Here is a 16,875-nt window from a genome sequence, read left to right on the forward strand (position 1 = left end):
TGTTAGTAAGGAGGTATAATGAAAGAACGATTTGATATTACTGGAATGACTTGTGCTTCATGCCAAGCTAATGTTACTAGAGCCGTTAAAAATCTAGGTGTAAATGATGTTAATGTAAATCTTGTATCAGAAACAATGAATGTTGATTTTGATAAAGATAAAATTTCCGAAGATGATATTATAAAAGCTGTAGAGAAAGTTGGTTACGGAGCAAGGCTTAAGGATAAAAAAGCAAAAACTTCCGTTCTAGAAGATAAATATGAGGATGAAGAAAAAAGTGTAAGATTTAGACTTATAGTATCATTTTTATTTATGATTCCACTTATGTACGTTTCTATGGGACATATGATAAATCTTCCCCTACCACATTTTTTAGACGGTGCTGAGGGTAGTGTAAACTTTGCTTTTATTCAATTTTTACTGACTATTCCGGTAATTTTTGTAAATAGAATATTTTATGTATCAGGATTTAAGGGTCTTATAAATAAGGCTCCCAATATGGACTCTTTAGTTGCTTTAGGTTCAAGTGCAGCTTTGTCATATGGTATATTTGCTATAATGAGAATGTCTTACGGATTAGGTTTTGATAATTTAGAAATAGTTGAAATGTATAGACATAATCTCTACTTTGAATCAGCTGCAATGATTTTGACTCTTATTACTTTGGGTAAATACTTTGAAAAAAGATCAAAGGGTGAAACTAAAAAATCCTTAGAATCTCTTATGAATCTTGCTCCTAAAACTGCAAGGGTCATAGTAAATGGAGTAGAAAGAGAAGTTTCAGTAGATGAATTAAACAAGGGAGATTTAATTATAGTTCGTCCAGGAGAATCAATCCCTGTTGATGGAATTATAAAAAAAGGTTCATCTTTAGTTGATGAGTCAGCTATAACTGGCGAATCAATGCCAGTTAATAAAGGGGTTGGTGATGAGGTTATTTCAGCTACAATAAACAATCAAGGAACTTTCACTTTTAAAGCAACTAAAGTTGGTGAAGATACAACCCTTGCCAAAATTATTGAACTTGTTAATGAGGCAAATGAAACAAAAGCTCCAATAGCGAAAATGGCTGATAAAATTTCTTCTATATTTGTACCTGCTGTTATTATCATAGCTATAATAACTTTTATTATATGGATGATTTTAGGATATGGATTTGAATTCGCACTAAACCTTGCTATTTCAGTTCTAGTAATATCTTGTCCATGTGCCTTAGGTCTTGCCACACCAATGGCAATAATGGTTTCTACTGGAAAAAGTGCTGAGTACGGTCTTCTATTTAAAAATGCAGAAAGTTTAGAAAACCTACACAAAGTGGATACAATCTTACTTGATAAGACAGGTACTATTACTGAAGGTAAACCAAGAGTAACTGATATTTTTACAGAAATAGAAAAAAATGAATTTATAAAAATATCTACTTCTATGGAGATGGCAAGCGAGCATCCATTATCAAATGCTATTAATGAATATGCTAAAGAAAATGGAATCAATCCAATTAATGTAAGTGATTTTGAAGCCTTGAGCGGAAAAGGAATTAAGGCAAAATTTAATGACAAGACATATTATGCTGGAAATTCAAGACTTATGAAAGAGTTAAATATCAACTTAAAAGAATATGATCAAAAAGCTGATATTTTATCTAATGAAGGTAAAACTTCAATGTATTTTGCAGATGAAAATGAAGTTATAGGACTTATAGCAGTACAAGATAAACCAAAAGCTTTATCTAAAATTGCTATAGATGAAATGAAAAGTCTAGGCTATGAAGTAATAATGATTACTGGAGATAATGAAAAAACTGCAGAAGCTATTAGAAAAAAACTTGGTATAGATGAAAAGTATGCAGAAGTGTTGCCACAAGATAAAGAAAAAGAAGTTAAAAACCTCCAAAATATGGGTAAAAAAGTATTGATGGTTGGAGATGGTATAAATGATGCTCCAGCTCTTGCAAGAAGTAATGTATCAATGGCTATAGGAAATGGTACAGACGTAGCCATTGAATCTGCCGATATTGTCTTAATAAAAAACAATATTCTTGATATCGTAAGTGCTATAAAGCTATCTAGTAAAACCATCAAAACAATTAAAGAAAACCTATTTTGGGCTTTCTTTTATAATATAATTGGTATACCTCTTGCTGCAGGTTTATTATATCCTTTCTTTGGTATTAAGCTTTCTCCGATGTTTGGAGCCTTTGCAATGAGTTTTTCATCAGTCTTTGTATGCTTAAACTCACTTAGGTTAAGAGGATTTAAACCAGAATTTAAAAATAGTAAAAAAATAGAAGAAATAAAAAACAAAGAAAATATAAAGGAGAATAAAATGTCAGATTTAAATAAAATGATTGTAAAGGTAAATGGAATGAGTTGTAATCACTGCAAAAATCATGTAGAAGAAGCACTCAAAAAAATAGCAGGAATTGAAAAGGCAGAAGTAAACTTAGATGAAAAGTTAGCTAACGTTGCTTACTTTGGTTCTATTGATGAAGATGAAATAAAAAGAGCAATTGAAGATGCTGGATACGAATTTGTTGGTATCGAACATAAATAATGCAAGCTAATAAAGATAAAACTTTAAGAAAATTAAAAACTGTTAGAGGACAACTTGATGGAATAATCAAGATGGTCGAAGACGATAGATACTGCATAGATATTTCAAACCAAATTATGGCTTCAATATCAATACTTAAAAATATAAATACTGAAGTCCTCTCATCCCATCTTGAACACTGTGTATATGATGCTGTAAACAAAGGTTCAACAAAAGATGGGATAGAAAAGATTGAAGAAATCGAACAAGTAATAAAGAAGCTCTCAAAGTGATTTGTTTACCAACTTGATCTATGGGTATTAATTATACTGTATAGATATAAAACAAGGAGGAATAATGACAGAAAAAAATCAAGTACAAAGCGAATTTGCCAATGAAGTAAGTGAATACAAAATTAATGATAATGTAATAGCTAAAATTGCCAAAAAAGTTTTAAACAATACAGATGGAGTATTAGCACTTAAGGGCAATATCCTAAGTTCATTTGCTGATAATTTTTCTGATGGAGAAAATACAGCAGGCATTACAATCGACATTGATGATGCTAAAAATGCAGTAGTAAATACTAAAATTATTATTGAATATGGTAAAAAAGCTCAAGAAGTATTTGCTTCATTAGATAGAAATATAAAGAAAGAAGTAAATGATCTTACAGGAATTAATGTAAAAGCAGTTAAAGCTGAAATCGTTGATATCCTTACAAAAGATGAGTATAGAGAAAAGAAAGCTAAAAACGAAAACAAAAAAGAAGAAAAATAAAAATTTTAAAAGAGTTATTGCAATATAATGAATTATTTTGTCTATCATTGCTTATATGATATTTAACAATTAGTTCATTTTACAATAGCTCTTTTTTTTAAAAATTTTTAATTATTTTCATAAGACCTTCATTTTTTTCCAAAATCTTAAAAATAATTACACCTATTATACTTACCACTATAAACTCAGATATCATAAACTGAATTAGAATTATAAAAAATGCAGTTGATGAGTCAAGTAATATGTAGGTTCCTATGGCAGGTATAAACATAAAAAGCACTGGAAATAATGAAGCAATAAATAAATTATTTTGCTTTCTAATCAATGAAAACGCTAAATATGATGCAAGTGTACCAAAAATAAGATCAAAAACAACCATATCCGAAGCAAGGTTTGCCAAAAAGCATCCTAAGACAAGACCAGGTATAAATCTTTTATTATAAAAAACTAAAAGTACCAAGATTTCACTAAATCTCAGCTGTATAGGTCCATATGCTAGTGCCGGATATATTAGAGTTATAACTGCATAAATGGCAGCTATAGCAGATGACTTAACTAAAAAATTTGTATCTTTAAAATTATATGTTTGATTTGACATATATACCCCCTTGATATTTTTTAGGATGGGTCCCAAGTAAACATCCTTTACTTATTGTAGCATATTTAGCCATTTGTGGCAATATCCAAAAATTAAAAATAGACAAAATATCACACGATTTATTAAGGATAAAATAAAGAGTTTGTAACTTCTCGCTTAATTATTTAACTCTCTTTTTAATACTTTTTGTAATATAAAAGAAAAACTTAACTCTTTCTTACCATTACATATAACTATTGAACAAAGCTAAAAGTTTTTCGATTGCTTTATTATTCACATCTTTTTCTTAATATAGGTACTCAAACAATAATTAAAATAGCATATTAATTTTTACACTTATAAACTATTTAATGTATTAGAATTTTCAAGTTTAAATTTGTATAATTTAATCATTTCTAGTAAAGTTCCTATTTTATAATATGAATAGTTAAAATATATTTTCAAAACAAGTCAAATAGATTAAGTTCTTTACGGTCATAACTGACTTACATTATCCTTTAATTTTTCTCTCTTATTGATGTTAGGTAAAGGTAAGGTGATTTTTTATTTTATCAAAATTTTAAAAATACTTATTTGCTTTAAATTATTTTATAAATTTCTGCTATAATTATATGAGAATAAAGGTGGATTATGACAAAAATATTAGTTTTAATTCTTTTAAGTTTAAGTCTTACTGGATGTGGAAAAGATAAAAAATCTATAGATGATAAAGACTTACCTACTACCTTAAAAGATATTGAATATATTACAAAAAAATACATAAATTATGATACAAATGCTAAATCTGATATTTTAAATATAACTTATCAAGATGAAGAATATAAACCAAAAATCAAGTCTAGTGATTATACAGAGCTAAAGAATTATCTTAAAGAAAATATGAAAAATGATCTTAAACTAAATTGGATATATGAAAATTTCGATAAAATTGATGAAATTGAGCAAAGGCTCGTTGGAAATGATACTGACACTGGAGAATTTATTTACAATAGGCACAATAATAAGACTGATTTTAAGATGAAAGATGGAGAAAGTATAAAGTTAAATAGAAAAACGCCATTTTTTCTTCAATGGGATAATAGATGGGCCTATAATAATTTATCTGATACTTGCATAGCTATAGCTGGCTGTGGTCCAACTTCTATGTCTATGGCTATAAGAAGATTCATAGATGATGATTCTATAAACCCAAAAACTATAGCAAATGATGCCAATGAATTTATGACAGAAAATGGTATTGCTTGGGAGTTTTTTTTCCATGAAGCCAATAAATATAAGTTAAGTATAAATGAAATTGCTAATAATAAGGATGATTTAATAAAAGCCTTGGATAAAGGACCCCTAATAGTTTCGGTAACTCCAGGATATTTCACAACAAGTGGTCATATTTTAGTAATAGATTCATATGATGGTGATAAATTCTTAATAAATGATCCAAATTCTATAAAAAATACTAATATTACCTGGTCTTTTGATGATATTTCTGGCCAAATTTTAAAGATTTGGGCTATTTCTAAATAATTTTTTTTAAAGTGTTGACTTAATTATAATTTCATGGTATTATAATTAAGTCAGCAAGTTAGTGCCATTAGCTCAGTTGGTAGAGCACCTGACTCTTAATCAGGGTGTCCAGGGTTCGAATCCCTGATGGCGCACCATAGAATATTTAAAAACATCTATAAGGTGTCTAAAGCGTGGATTTCAACAATCCACGCTTTATTAATTTCTATAATACATAAAAATCATACAAATTTTAATAACAATGTGAAAAATTTACTAACAAAGAATTTGATTTTTAAAAATTATCTTGTAAATAAATAATTTGAACTTTATCCTCTTTTATTCTCCTATAATTATTTTCGAATTTTTATTATTTTTTTACTTTTTATAAAATAGGTATATAATATTATTAAATTGAGCGACATTCATAAAAGAAGTTGCATCAGGAGGTAAAAATGAATAACAAAGAAAAAACAAGACAAATGGTTACTGTGTCTATGTTAGGAGCTATTACTATAGTTTTAGGATTGACTCCTATGGGATATATCCCCCTTGGTTTAATCAATATAACTACCATGCACATACCAGTAATTATAGCAGCAATATTAGAAGGTCCAGTGGTTGGAGGACTAGTTGGACTTATTTTCGGTCTATCTTCACTTGCCAACGCTATGTTAAGACCAGGTCCTATATCTTTTGTATTTTATAATCCTTTAATATCAATCTTTCCAAGAATATTAATAGGTGTTTTTTCAGGACTTACTTTTAGATATTTAAAAAATAAGAAAACTTCAAATATAAGATACGTATCCTTAGGATTATGGATATTACTTACAGTTTTTTTATTTTACTTAGTTTACAGTAACATTAGTAATAAGGCTAATATCTTACAAATAGTTTTATCTATTATTTTTGAAATAATAGCCATAATTATGCTATATTTAACCTTTAAAAATAAAAATTCTAACCTTTCAGTAGCAATAACATCATTTGTTGGTACTATGACCAATACACTTTTTGTAATGGGTCTTATATACCTATTTTATGCAGAAAAATATGTTACTTCCTTAGGAATTTCAACTGATCTAGCAAGAAGTACTATATTTGGAGCAATTATTACAAATGGATTACCTGAAGCTATTATGTCAATAGTTATGGTATCAGCTATAATAAAAGCTTATAAGAAAAAATAAAAAAACCAAAGAGTTACTAAAAGTTACTCTATTTCGATGTATACCCTCTTTACTGTATAAGCAGTAAGGAGGGTATTTTAATAAAATATAGTTATGGGTTCAAAAAATTGGATAAAACTATATAGAAATGTAAACCCTTAAATGAGTCTAGGAAGGGAGCTTTTATAAGATTTTTAGATTAGAGCATAGTTTAAAGAACTTAATATACATGAGATTTTAAAGTATGTCAACAACATTAATTTAAGTTCCAAGTAAAAATTATTAATGACGCCTAATATAATTATAGGCAACTTGATTAAGTCTGTAAGATTGAAAAAGCAAGAATGAAAAATGATAATAGCCATAAGATAAAAAATTTAATTAATCTTAAAGAGAAAAGTTAATAAAACTTAGATCTTAATTTTCAAGATTAAAGAATGAATTCTATTATAAATCTATATTTTTATGGACTCTCACAAGTAATATATGACTATATATTATTATAATAGAGAAAAAAATCAATCAAAAACAAAATGATAGCTCCTAAATAATGTAGGATAGCGTTCAGTTCTAATAAATTAATATTATTGAATTTTAATTGGTATACTTTAATTTTGTAAATTTTTGGATTTTTATTTTAATGTTTTTTAATAATGTCAAGTCCAATCTCAAGCATTTTTACTGCTGTTTGATAATTGTCTCCAATTAAGTCAAATACTAAGTCTTCAGAATATATACCCTGACTTATATTAGGAGAAATTTCAGTTTGGTTTGACTCTTCTAAATCATCCATATAGGCACTAGATGAGTAGTAATTACTAAGCTTTTCATAATATTTTTGACTTTCTTTGAATTTATCTAAAGCATCATTAAAATCATCAATGATCTTTCTGTGGCTAACTAAAATTTCTTCCATATCCTTTATTTTTTTTATATTCATAATTACAATCTCCTTTTAATCTTACTACAGAAAAACCTAGGCTTTAAAACCTAGGATTATTTTACAGCTTTGATTTATTTATTATATCTTTAAGAATTTCAGCACTTTTTTGCATTCTTTCGTTTTCAGTATCTGTAAGAGGTACTTCAATAACCCATTTCACTCCATCTTTTCCAATAACACTCGGTACACCTATGAAAATATCCTTAAGCCCATATTCCCCATTTAAGTATGATGAAGTTGAAAATACACTATTAGTATCATTTATAATAGCTTCTACTAGTCTTGCTAAAGCCATTCCTATACCATAAAATGTAGCTCCCTTTTTATCTATTATTTCATAAGCTGCATTTTTAACCTTATCAAATGTATTTAATAGGGCTTCTTCATCAGTGTCTGAGTGGTTTTTAACCCATTCATACAAAGGAAGACCACCAACATTTGTGTGGGACCATACTGCAAATTCGCTATCTCCATGCTCTCCCATAATAAAAGCATCTACACTTCTAGGGTCAATTCCTATAAGAGAAGCTATTTCTTTTTTAAACCTTGATGAATCTAGGGTTGTACCAGTTCCTATAACCTTATTTGCAGGAAAACCTGAATATTTCCATGTTGCATAGGTTAGGACATCTACAGGATTTGATGCTACTAAAAAGATTCCATCAAAACCACTATCTACAATTTGTCCTATCATATCCTTAAAGATTTTAAGGTTTTTTTCTATTAAATCAAGCCTAGTCTCCCCTTGTTTTTGTGGCATACCAGCTGTTATTACAACAACTTCAGCATCCTCACAATCAGAGTAATCAGCCTTATATATTTGTTTTGGATTAGTAAAAGATAAGACATCTGAAAGATCCATCGCATCTCCTTCTGCCTTTTTCTCATTTATATCTATAATTCCCAATTCTCTTCCTATACCGAGAATTGTAGAGGCATAAGCAAATGATGAGCCAACTGCACCATCACCAACTAAAATAACTTTACTATCTTTCATCTTTCCTCCTCTATTTAATCTATAGTAATTTACTATACTTTAATTTTATTATACTACTTTTAGGAGAAATGATAAATATTATCGCATATCAAATAAATTATTATTGTCCTTTAAGTAAAACAAAAGTTTTATGTAATCTTTTTGATAAGGTACAAATTCTTTTTTATCTATCAAACTAAGAATTTCATCAAGAGTTTTAAATGAAGCATCCTTTACTTCTTCTTTTTGTAAAATCAGACTATCAAGTCCAAGTTTCATATTATTTATTATAAATATATCATCTATTCTAAACTTAGTCTTAACTGAAAGGTTTGGATAATCTTTTGAGAAATCATATTCTATCCCAAGTTCTTCAAAGAGTTCCCTATTTGCTGCGATTTGAGATGTTTCTCCACTTGATACTGCACCTGATATGGTCAAATCCCACATATTCGCCCAAGAACTTTTATTAGAGGTTCTTTGTTGAATTAACATCTTACCCTTTGTATCAAATATACAAACATGGATTATAAGTCTATATAAACCATTTGGAACCCTCTGTCTTCTTTCAATAATATCTCCTGTTTTATTTCTAAAATTATCATATAAATCTACATATTCTATCATATAAACTCCTTCTTATCTATTTTTATACCCTATTAATAATAAAAAGCGGGACTAAAACCCGCTAATCTAAAATATTATTTTCCTCTAAAAATTCTTTTGAGACATCACTTGCTCTTTCTCTTTTTACATCAACTCTATAATTCATCTCCTGCATCTGTTCATTTGTGATTTTATATGAAAGTTTTTCCAAAGATTTAACTAAATCAGGATATTTTTTTGATGTATCCTCCCTCATAAAGGCTATTGCCTGATAAGGTGGAAAAAGATTTAAATTATCTTCTAGTAAAACTAGGTTGTGTGAAATAATCTCAGAATCTGTCGAATAAACTTCAATTAAGTTAACCTCTCAACTTTCAATTGCCTGATATTTTAAAGATGGCTCCATAGTCTTAACATCTAAATTAAGATTATATATAGATTTGAGTCCCCTATTTCCATCAAGTCTGTCATTAAACTCGAGAGAAAATCCTACAACTATTTTGTCTTCAATTTTCCTTAAATCAGAAATTGTTTTTAAACTATACTCATTTGCAAAGTATTTTTTACTGCAAGAGCATAAGTATTTTGAAATTTCATTGGTTTAAGAAAACTTAATCTATCTTGCTTTTTTATCTCATCTCTTGCAAATTTATAAACCTCTTTTTCATAATTTGACAAGAAATCGGATTTTTTTCTAGAAGTGCTGAAGTAATAGTCCCTGTAAATTAAGGATATATATCTATAAAACCTGATTTTAAAGCCTCATATAAGAAACTAGTCTTTCCAAAACTAGGTTTTAGTTCAACATCTAAGTTTGTGTTGTGCTCTATTACTTCTTTGTACATATTTATTAAAATTTCTGGTTCTGAACCAGGCTCTCCTGCAAGTATTAATTTTTCAGATCTACTATTTCCAAAATTAAAAAGAGATAGTAAAAGTATGAATAAAATTGCTAAAAAACTTAAAATAATAGTCTTTAACTTCTTATATTCAAGTAATTTAATTAAAGCATTAATCATAACTGCCAATAGTGAAGATGCTATAGCTCCTATTAAAATTAAAGAAGAATCGTTCCTATCTATGCCCAATAGTATAAAAGAACCCAGACCTCCAGCACCTACAAACACTGCAAGAGTTGCCGTTCCAATCAGCATTACTGATGAAGTTCTTATGCCACCTACAATAGAAGGCATAGCAAGTTCAAACTTCTTTAACTTCTCCCACTTTGTCATCCCAAAGGCTGTAGCTGCTTCATTTAAAATAGGATCTATTGACCTAAGTCCTGTAATAGTAGATTGTAGAATTTGAAAAAGTCCATAAATTACTAAGACAACAATATAAGGAATATTTCCTATACCAAGAATTGGAATAAAAAGCCCCAAGAAGGCTAAAGATGGTATAGTTTGTAATATTTCCTGTTACTTGGAGTGTAAATTCAGGCGTTTTCTTGTTTTTAGCTATGGATATAGCAAAAGGGATTGCTATAATCATAGCTATAAATAAGGCAATAAGGGATATTTGTAAATGCTCAAAAATCGCCTTTATCAAATCTTCTTTTTTCTCTATAAGGACATTAATGAAATTATTCATTTACTTCCCCCTTTTTAAAAAACAACTTAACAAAATTATTTTCAGGATTATTTTTAATCTCTTCAGGAGAACCTATTTGAACAATCTTTCCATCTTTCATTATACATATCCTATCTCTTAGCTTAAGTGCTTCATCCATATCATGAGTTACAAATATAGTTGTTAAGGAAAGCTCCTTATGAATATCTTTAACCAAATCTTGTAATTGATTTCTAGAAATTGGATCAAATGCAGAGAACGGCTCATCCTTTAGAAGTATTTTGGGTTTAATAATAACTGCCTTAAGTATACCCCATCTATTTTTTGTAAAATTCTTTTATACAATCTTCTCCAAACTTTTCTAAATAATTTCTAGTACTTCTTGGTATTAAAATTTACTTTCATATATGAATTTTTAGCCATAATTCCTATCTTAACTGAATCAAATTAAAAAATAATCTTGATATTACATGTTCTTCTTTTGAAATAAACTACATAAGAAGCCATAACTACAAAGACAGCTTTATTAGTTAAAAATTTATAATTATAAGCAATTTGATATAATAAAATATTTTTATTTATGATAGTTAAAAATACCTGCAAGAATTAATCTAGAATATATTTAATCGGACTAAATTCGAGTAAATGTTCTTTCTCTCACAGGCTTATTTAACTTTTTGGCAAAATAAGTTCAAATATCTGTAATGTTTTTTATCCATAATGATATTATTTATAATATATGATTGGTTTTTAATATCAATATTATAAATAAATGTATAAGCGTAAATATAGGAAGAAGTATCATAAAATTTTTATGCTTTGTTTTATGATGAATTAGTCTCATTAAAATATACATACTTAAAGCTCCACCTAAAAAAGCTATTGTTAAAAGCTTGCTTTCCTTAATTCTTTTTCTTTTTATTTTTTTTGAAGCTATTTTATCATAGCAAGTTAAATTTATAGAAAAAAGATTTATTATCAATAGGTAAATTAAAATTCCTAAATTAAACATTTATAAAAGATTTAACTTTCTCATAGTAGAAGTCATCAACTTCAATTCCTTCTTTTAGATTCTTATCTTTTCTTTTTATGCTTCCTTCCCCAGGAAAACGTACAGATGAATTTTCTTCAAGAGTTCTTACAGAGTGAACTTTTTGTTTTATTTTCTCGATTACTTTTTCATTTTCTTGCTCAGTGGAGAAAACTTCTGGATTCATAGCAATAAATATTTGGGAACATCCTGTACAGTTAAAAGCTTTGTCTTCATCCATATCGTAAGTTGACTTTCCGGTTGATAACAATGATGCCATAGCGTCAAGACATAAACTTAGACCTGAGCCTTTCCAATAACCTATTGGAAGAAGTCTTTGAGATTCAATGATTTTATTAGGATCATTAGTTAGATTGCCTTCACTATCAAAGCCACCAGGATATGGAAGATACTCATTTTTTATTTTTGACGAATCAAGTTTACCATATGAATATTGGCTTATAGCCATATCAAGGATTATATTTCCACTTTTTGATGGTATTGCTATACACATTGGGTTATTTCCTATGGATTTTTCATCCGAACCCCATAAAGGCATAAGTGATTCAGTATTAGTAAAGCATAAAGCAATCATCCCTCTTTCTGCTATAAGCTCACCATAAGTTCCAGCTCTCATCCAATGAGTGGAGTTTTTAACGCTAACCATTCCTATTCCATTTTCTATTGCTAGTTCTGCAGCTCTTTTAGAAGCTTTTATAGAATTTATAACTCCAAAACCCAAGTTTGCATCATAATTTTCTATAGCTCCAAATTTTTTAATGAGTTTGAGTTTTCCATTTATATTAATTAAACCATCATTTATAAAATTAATAAGTCTAGGAATCCTATTTAAACCATGTGAATTTACTCCTATTAGTGTTGAATCTGCATGAACTTTAGCCATTATTTCAGCATCTTCTTCTGATACACAATTTTTTAATAGGGCTAATTTTATAGTATTTTTTAAAATATCATATTTAACTTTCATTCTTACTCCTGTAATAATTAATTTTTTTTAAGAATACATTTTCTTTATTAAATGCTAAGGAAAGAAAATAATCTATCAGTACTGGATTAAAAGAAAGTGATAAAAATTCTTTTGAAAATGCCATTGCACCTATCTCACTTGATGATTTTAATTTATTTTTTTTCTTAATGGGACCAAGTTTAAAACTTTCAATATAAATATTATCAGTATATACATACTTATTTTCCTGTTCTATTTTATGAAATATTTCATGAGCAAGCACAATATCCTCTACATTAATATTTAAGCCTAAAGATATAATCTTATCTTCTACCTTTTTAATATTGTTTTTGCATAGATGAATTTGGTTAGGTTTCTCAAAAAAGGCTAACTCATAATAGGAAAAATTTTCACTTCCACAATCTTCAACTACTTTTAGATTAAATCTTTCTAACAGATCTTTAATACTATAACTCTTATATTTATTAGCAAAAGAAAACCCACATTCCATGGATTTTCTTATGATTTCCTTTTTATTTTTAATTTTTCTTGATAAGAAATCTTGATCTAATAAAAATAATGCAAAAGTTTTATCATCTATTAGTAAAATATCTTTTATTATATCCATTATAAATCATTTTTAGCTCCAATTAAGATTACCTCTTCATTTGTATCCCTTACTGATAGTTCTGAATCTATCAACATATTTAACTGTTCTAAACTTGTAAGTCCTTCAAAATCTGCTATTTTTGCACCAATACACAAATAAAGATCTGGGTTTAGCTTAATATCTGATTTAAATACTGATAAATTTTCCCAAATTTTATCTGCAAGAGATCTTATACTTGCACTAGAAGTTTTTAAAGCCTTTGCATCAGCTCGTTGTAGTTTTATAAAACCTTTATTATCAATAGCCCTAAGCTCTGACTTACCATTTACTTCTTTTGTATAAACTCTAAAATAATCATTTTTAGCTTCAAGTTTTATCTCACCCTTAGTATCAGAAAAACTATCTATTACTAATTCTTTTGCCTCATCATCACTTATATGTTTTGATAGTTCTTGAGTTGCGATTTCTGTAGATCCTGTTGCTATAGCACGAACCTTTGAAGTTTGTTGGTCAATTTCAATTTGTATTTCTACAGATTCAGCTGTAGCACCAGATTTTATTACTTGATCTGTTGCCTCATTTCTTAATAATCTTATATCATCATTAGTTGGTTGTGGTATTACCCTTTCCACAACATCTCTTACCATTGCAAGTGCAACCCCTATTGATGAAATTATCTCTGCCTTATCAGCTAATTTATATTTAACATCCATCTTACGGCTAGCATTTGGTAGGAGCACCTTTGCCCCTCCTCCACCTCCTACTATGGTAGTTTGTGATTTTTCAACTTTATACTTATCCATTAGCTCATAAATAACTTCATTAGTTGTATTGGCCGCATCATCAAGAACAGCTTGGGCTGCATCTTTTCCAGACATATTTAAGAATTCCCCTAGAAGATTAAAACATTTTTTTGCACTTTCTACATAACCAAATGAGTAGTCTCCTTCTTCTATAATTCCCAAGGCATTTGCTGCACAAGTAGTTGTTAATGCATAGTCCTTGCCATTATTTGCAGTAATAACTATATAATCTTCTGGATCATTTTTTATTGGAGATATTTGCTTGATTTTTGCACCATCGAATAAATCTGGTTTATTAAAAACAACATATTCAAGATTTGCAATATGGCATGATCTAGGCCCTACTTTTATAATTTTACCATTATTTGCCCTAATCATAGAACCTCCAGCAACTCCTACTGTATGAACGTCCATAGAATTTACCATCGTTCTTTGTCCACCTACAACCGCATAATCTATCATAGGTCTACCATTTTTTATAACTCCAATATCCGTTGTTGTGCCACCTACTTCAAAAAATATACCATTTGAAACCTTAAGATACATCAAAGCACCTACTGTAGATGCGGCAGGGCCTGAAAGCATAGTAAGAACTGGTCTATTTCTCATTTCTTCTATATCCATTACTCCACCATCACCTCTCATTATCATAAGAGGTGCCTTAATGCCAGCAGCTTTAACGGCAGATTCAGTTGAATTTGCTGTTTGAATCATTCTAGGAAGAATTGAACCGTTTATAACCGCAGTTCTTGTCCTTCTTGTAAGACCATATAATTTTGAAATTTCAGATGCAGCACATACTTCAATATTCTTTTCTTTGCCAATCTTTTTGATTAAAAGTTCTTCTTCTATATCATCAACACCAAAAGTTTTACTAGCTGCTATAACCCCACATCCTTCACTTATAAGACTATCAATCGCATCTGATATATTTTTTTCATTAAAATTTTTTTTATTGATATATCTAAAAGCAGTAGTTATCTTTCTTTTACCCTCTTCATCAAGATCTATATCTTTAATTTTAGCTTGAATTTTTGATAAAAATCCAACAATTCCACCATCTGATACAGCTATTACTCCAACTTTTGCAACATCACCTTCTACAAGAGCATTTGTAGCTTGAGTAGTTGAGTGTGCAATAAATGTAACCTCATCTGGTGAAATATTATTTTCAGTTAAACATTTTTTAAACGAATCTATTACCCCTTGGCTTACACCAAGTTCATGATCGTGAGTTGTTGGTATAATTCCTACTCCGACTATTTCATATGTTTCATTATCAATGGCTACTGCCTTCGTATTTGTTCCGCCAACATCTATACCTACGCGAATTTTTCTTGACATAATACCTCCTATGATCCAAAAAATACGAAAACTAAGAATAAATTAATGGCTGATATAAGCCATGCCCATACAACTCCAGTTTTCATAAAACTTTTTACACTAACCTTACTGTAATTTAAAGCCCATAAATTCCAAGATTGAGTAGGACAAGCTGCAAGGTTCATTGCTATAGTTGGTACGTACATAAGAGTAAATAAAAATGGTGTAGAATATGATCCAAGTTGTGAAAGTACACCCACAGTTGCAGCACCAGCACCAAATATTGTAAGTGGTCCTCTAAATAATCCCAAAGGAGCAATTATTACAAAAGCAATTGTTAAACCCAAAGTAGTTTTTGGCAATAAATCTCCTAAAATAGGATCGAAGAAAGGTGCTGCTACACCACTTATTTTATTAAACATAGGTAGAATAAATAAGAAACCTAAAAGGCTTGCTACATCTATTACCCCATCATAAAATGTTTGGGATACTACTCTTGAAATATTATTCCAACCACCTTTTAATTTACCACAAACTCCTAAACCAAATACTGAACCTACAATAAAAGCAGGAATAGATGCCCACGAAAATGCTATTGATAAGGTTGTAGGTATAATTGGTGTTATTAATGCTATAGCTGGTACATTATCTAAAGACACATTTTCTTCATTTAAATTAAGATCCCAAGATTTTCTTCTTTTTGTTTTATTTAAAACTTTCATATGAACAAAAAGCATAATTCCAATAATTATAAGTTGAACAGCCATGGCAATAAAAGCCCAATTTAAATATTCACTATTATAAGTCATATCTTCAAAAATTGCTTGCATTTGTGAAAATAAAACAGGATTTAAATACATACCACTTGCAACACTCATCAAATATGAAGTTACTGCTAAATACTTAGGTACACCTAGTGATAATAATATAGGTAAAACAATTACCCCTATAGCAACTACAGCTCCTGCTCCAAATGTTGCTGTGAAAATTATTCCTGTAACAATAGAAAGTAAAAGAGTAACTATAAAAGGATCATCTCCACCAAGCTCTGTTACAGATTTTATAAGTTTTGATGCAATTCCTGTATCAACAAGGATTTTCCCAAACCAAGAACCAAAAATTACATTAACTGCTGTGGCACCCCATGATTCGGGTCCACCTTGTAAAATATCTTTCATTCCATCTTCCCAAGTAAGCTTACCACCTAAGATACAAAAGAATAGCCAAATAACTGCCATAACAAAAAATCCAGTCATTAGGTTTCCTCCTCTTGCCGCATAAATCGCAAGACCTATATAGGAAATAATAAGTGCTATTCCAATAGCAAGTTCCATACTAACCTCCTAATTTTAAAAAATAAAATGTAATCGCTTACATTCATAAGATCTATTATATGAAAACTTTTTACTAAAGTCAATTAAAATATTTTTATTTATAAATTAAATATAAGAATTATTATAAATAAA

The 16,875-nt window shown here is 29.0% G+C and carries 18 protein-coding genes, 1 tRNA gene and 1 pseudogene; 6 read left to right on the forward strand and 14 right to left on the reverse strand.

What is annotated here, in order from left to right; genetic code table 11:
• Window positions 1–18 precede the first annotated feature (18 nt).
• The 3 genes from FYJ26_RS01305 to FYJ26_RS01315 all read left to right on the forward strand — a co-directional run bounded on the left by FYJ26_RS01305 (window position 19) and on the right by FYJ26_RS01315 (window position 3,312).
• Complete coding sequence (locus tag FYJ26_RS01305) at window positions 19–2,553, forward strand: heavy metal translocating P-type ATPase (RefSeq protein WP_154538927.1); 2,535 nt, start codon at window positions 19–21, stop codon at window positions 2,551–2,553.
• Entirely contained in the window at window positions 2,553–2,825 is a 273-nt protein-coding gene (locus tag FYJ26_RS01310; RefSeq protein WP_154538928.1) for a metal-sensing transcriptional repressor, read from the forward strand. The genes FYJ26_RS01305 and FYJ26_RS01310 overlap by 1 nt, the downstream gene beginning before the upstream one ends.
• A 64-nt stretch (window positions 2,826–2,889) precedes the next feature.
• Window positions 2,890–3,312: an Asp23/Gls24 family envelope stress response protein gene (locus tag FYJ26_RS01315; RefSeq protein WP_154538929.1), complete on the forward strand. Its 423-nt coding sequence runs from the start codon at window positions 2,890–2,892 to the stop codon at window positions 3,310–3,312.
• A 97-nt stretch (window positions 3,313–3,409) separates the two neighbouring features.
• On the opposite strand, the gene FYJ26_RS01320 is transcribed toward FYJ26_RS01315, so the two are convergent.
• The gene (locus FYJ26_RS01320; protein WP_154538930.1) at window positions 3,410–3,910 is read right to left on the reverse strand and encodes a QueT transporter family protein; all 501 of its coding nucleotides are present in this window, start codon (window positions 3,908–3,910) and stop codon (window positions 3,410–3,412) included.
• A gap of 630 nt (window positions 3,911–4,540) precedes the next feature.
• Here FYJ26_RS01320 and FYJ26_RS01325 point away from each other — a divergent pair.
• The 3 genes from FYJ26_RS01325 (at window position 4,541) to FYJ26_RS01335 (ending at window position 6,603) form a co-directional block, all read left to right on the forward strand.
• A complete protein-coding gene (locus FYJ26_RS01325) occupies window positions 4,541–5,431 on the forward strand; it encodes a C39 family peptidase (protein ID WP_154538931.1) in 891 nt (296 codons plus the stop codon).
• A gap of 61 nt (window positions 5,432–5,492) precedes the next feature.
• Window positions 5,493–5,568: transfer RNA gene (locus FYJ26_RS01330), tRNA-Lys, on the forward strand.
• Window positions 5,569–5,865: 297 nt separating this feature from the next.
• Window positions 5,866–6,603 carry an ECF transporter S component gene (locus FYJ26_RS01335; protein ID WP_154538932.1) on the forward strand — a complete coding sequence of 246 codons (738 nt, stop codon included), beginning with the start codon at window positions 5,866–5,868 and terminating at the stop codon, window positions 6,601–6,603.
• A 616-nt stretch (window positions 6,604–7,219) separates the two neighbouring features.
• Here the strand turns inward: FYJ26_RS01335 and FYJ26_RS01340 are convergent.
• The 13 genes and pseudogenes from FYJ26_RS01340 to FYJ26_RS01385 all read right to left on the reverse strand — a co-directional run bounded on the left by FYJ26_RS01340 (window position 7,220) and on the right by FYJ26_RS01385 (window position 16,743).
• Window positions 7,220–7,522: a DUF4298 domain-containing protein gene (locus tag FYJ26_RS01340; protein ID WP_154538933.1), complete on the reverse strand. Its 303-nt coding sequence runs from the start codon at window positions 7,520–7,522 to the stop codon at window positions 7,220–7,222.
• 61 nt (window positions 7,523–7,583) lie between these two features.
• Entirely contained in the window at window positions 7,584–8,522 is a 939-nt protein-coding gene (locus tag FYJ26_RS01345; protein WP_154538934.1) for an L-lactate dehydrogenase, read from the reverse strand.
• Window positions 8,523–8,600: 78 nt separating this feature from the next.
• Window positions 8,601–9,128 carry an NUDIX hydrolase gene (locus FYJ26_RS01350; RefSeq protein WP_154538935.1) on the reverse strand — a complete coding sequence of 176 codons (528 nt, stop codon included), beginning with the start codon at window positions 9,126–9,128 and terminating at the stop codon, window positions 8,601–8,603.
• Between the two features lie 61 nt (window positions 9,129–9,189).
• Window positions 9,190–9,699 (reverse strand): annotated as a pseudogene (locus FYJ26_RS10935) (glycine betaine ABC transporter substrate-binding protein).
• Window positions 9,642–9,785 carry a hypothetical protein gene (locus tag FYJ26_RS10940; protein ID WP_229771187.1) on the reverse strand — a complete coding sequence of 48 codons (144 nt, stop codon included), beginning with the start codon at window positions 9,783–9,785 and terminating at the stop codon, window positions 9,642–9,644. The pseudogene FYJ26_RS10935 and the gene FYJ26_RS10940 overlap by 58 nt, the downstream one beginning before the upstream one ends.
• 47 nt (window positions 9,786–9,832) lie before the next feature.
• Window positions 9,833–10,489 (reverse strand): ABC transporter permease/substrate-binding protein, encoded by a 657-nt coding sequence (locus FYJ26_RS10945; RefSeq protein WP_229771188.1) that lies wholly within the window; start codon window positions 10,487–10,489, stop codon window positions 9,833–9,835.
• Window positions 10,383–10,697 (reverse strand): hypothetical protein, encoded by a 315-nt coding sequence (locus FYJ26_RS10950; RefSeq protein WP_229771189.1) that lies wholly within the window; start codon window positions 10,695–10,697, stop codon window positions 10,383–10,385. Before FYJ26_RS10950 ends, FYJ26_RS10945 begins: the two co-directional genes overlap by 107 nt.
• Window positions 10,690–10,893 carry a P-loop NTPase family protein gene (locus tag FYJ26_RS01360; RefSeq protein WP_195837831.1) on the reverse strand — a complete coding sequence of 68 codons (204 nt, stop codon included), beginning with the start codon at window positions 10,891–10,893 and terminating at the stop codon, window positions 10,690–10,692. Before FYJ26_RS01360 ends, FYJ26_RS10950 begins: the two co-directional genes overlap by 8 nt.
• Window positions 10,894–11,406: 513 nt before the next feature.
• Window positions 11,407–11,688 (reverse strand): DUF1294 domain-containing protein, encoded by a 282-nt coding sequence (locus FYJ26_RS01365; protein WP_154538936.1) that lies wholly within the window; start codon window positions 11,686–11,688, stop codon window positions 11,407–11,409.
• Complete coding sequence (yiaK, locus tag FYJ26_RS01370) at window positions 11,681–12,694, reverse strand: 3-dehydro-L-gulonate 2-dehydrogenase (RefSeq protein WP_154538937.1); 1,014 nt, start codon at window positions 12,692–12,694, stop codon at window positions 11,681–11,683. Before yiaK ends, FYJ26_RS01365 begins: the two co-directional genes overlap by 8 nt.
• On the reverse strand, window positions 12,684–13,301 hold the full coding sequence (locus FYJ26_RS01375; RefSeq protein WP_154538938.1) for a hypothetical protein: 618 nt from the start codon (window positions 13,299–13,301) through the stop codon (window positions 12,684–12,686). Before FYJ26_RS01375 ends, yiaK begins: the two co-directional genes overlap by 11 nt.
• Entirely contained in the window at window positions 13,301–15,430 is a 2,130-nt protein-coding gene (locus tag FYJ26_RS01380; RefSeq protein WP_154538939.1) for a hydantoinase/oxoprolinase family protein, read from the reverse strand. Before FYJ26_RS01380 ends, FYJ26_RS01375 begins: the two co-directional genes overlap by 1 nt.
• 8 nt (window positions 15,431–15,438) lie before the next feature.
• Window positions 15,439–16,743 carry a citrate transporter gene (locus tag FYJ26_RS01385; protein WP_154538940.1) on the reverse strand — a complete coding sequence of 435 codons (1,305 nt, stop codon included), beginning with the start codon at window positions 16,741–16,743 and terminating at the stop codon, window positions 15,439–15,441.
• Window positions 16,744–16,875: the final 132 nt, after the last annotated feature.

It is taken from the genome of Anaerococcus porci (assembly GCF_009696575.1).
Classification (GTDB): domain Bacteria; phylum Bacillota; class Clostridia; order Tissierellales; family Peptoniphilaceae; genus Anaerococcus; species Anaerococcus porci.

What these genes read in the sequence shown, in the direction of transcription:
- yiaK (WP_154538937.1), bottom strand. Translation starts at nt 12,694, where the DNA reads ATGAAAGTTAAATATGATATTTTAAAAAATACTATAAAATTAGCCCTA.
- FYJ26_RS01310 (WP_154538928.1), top strand. Translation starts at nt 2,553, where the DNA reads ATGCAAGCTAATAAAGATAAAACTTTAAGAAAATTAAAAACTGTTAGA.
- FYJ26_RS01335 (WP_154538932.1), top strand. Translation starts at nt 5,866, where the DNA reads ATGAATAACAAAGAAAAAACAAGACAAATGGTTACTGTGTCTATGTTA.
- FYJ26_RS01345 (WP_154538934.1), bottom strand. Translation starts at nt 8,522, where the DNA reads ATGAAAGATAGTAAAGTTATTTTAGTTGGTGATGGTGCAGTTGGCTCA.
- FYJ26_RS01380 (WP_154538939.1), bottom strand. Translation starts at nt 15,430, where the DNA reads ATGTCAAGAAAAATTCGCGTAGGTATAGATGTTGGCGGAACAAATACG.
- FYJ26_RS01375 (WP_154538938.1), bottom strand. Translation starts at nt 13,301, where the DNA reads ATGGATATAATAAAAGATATTTTACTAATAGATGATAAAACTTTTGCA.
- FYJ26_RS01385 (WP_154538940.1), bottom strand. Translation starts at nt 16,743, where the DNA reads ATGGAACTTGCTATTGGAATAGCACTTATTATTTCCTATATAGGTCTT.
- FYJ26_RS01325 (WP_154538931.1), top strand. Translation starts at nt 4,541, where the DNA reads ATGACAAAAATATTAGTTTTAATTCTTTTAAGTTTAAGTCTTACTGGA.
- FYJ26_RS01315 (WP_154538929.1), top strand. Translation starts at nt 2,890, where the DNA reads ATGACAGAAAAAAATCAAGTACAAAGCGAATTTGCCAATGAAGTAAGT.
- FYJ26_RS01365 (WP_154538936.1), bottom strand. Translation starts at nt 11,688, where the DNA reads ATGTTTAATTTAGGAATTTTAATTTACCTATTGATAATAAATCTTTTT.
- FYJ26_RS01340 (WP_154538933.1), bottom strand. Translation starts at nt 7,522, where the DNA reads ATGAATATAAAAAAAATAAAGGATATGGAAGAAATTTTAGTTAGCCAC.
- FYJ26_RS01350 (WP_154538935.1), bottom strand. Translation starts at nt 9,128, where the DNA reads ATGATAGAATATGTAGATTTATATGATAATTTTAGAAATAAAACAGGA.
- FYJ26_RS01305 (WP_154538927.1), top strand. Translation starts at nt 19, where the DNA reads ATGAAAGAACGATTTGATATTACTGGAATGACTTGTGCTTCATGCCAA.
- FYJ26_RS01320 (WP_154538930.1), bottom strand. Translation starts at nt 3,910, where the DNA reads ATGTCAAATCAAACATATAATTTTAAAGATACAAATTTTTTAGTTAAG.
- FYJ26_RS10950 (WP_229771189.1), bottom strand. Translation starts at nt 10,697, where the DNA reads ATGAATAATTTCATTAATGTCCTTATAGAGAAAAAAGAAGATTTGATA.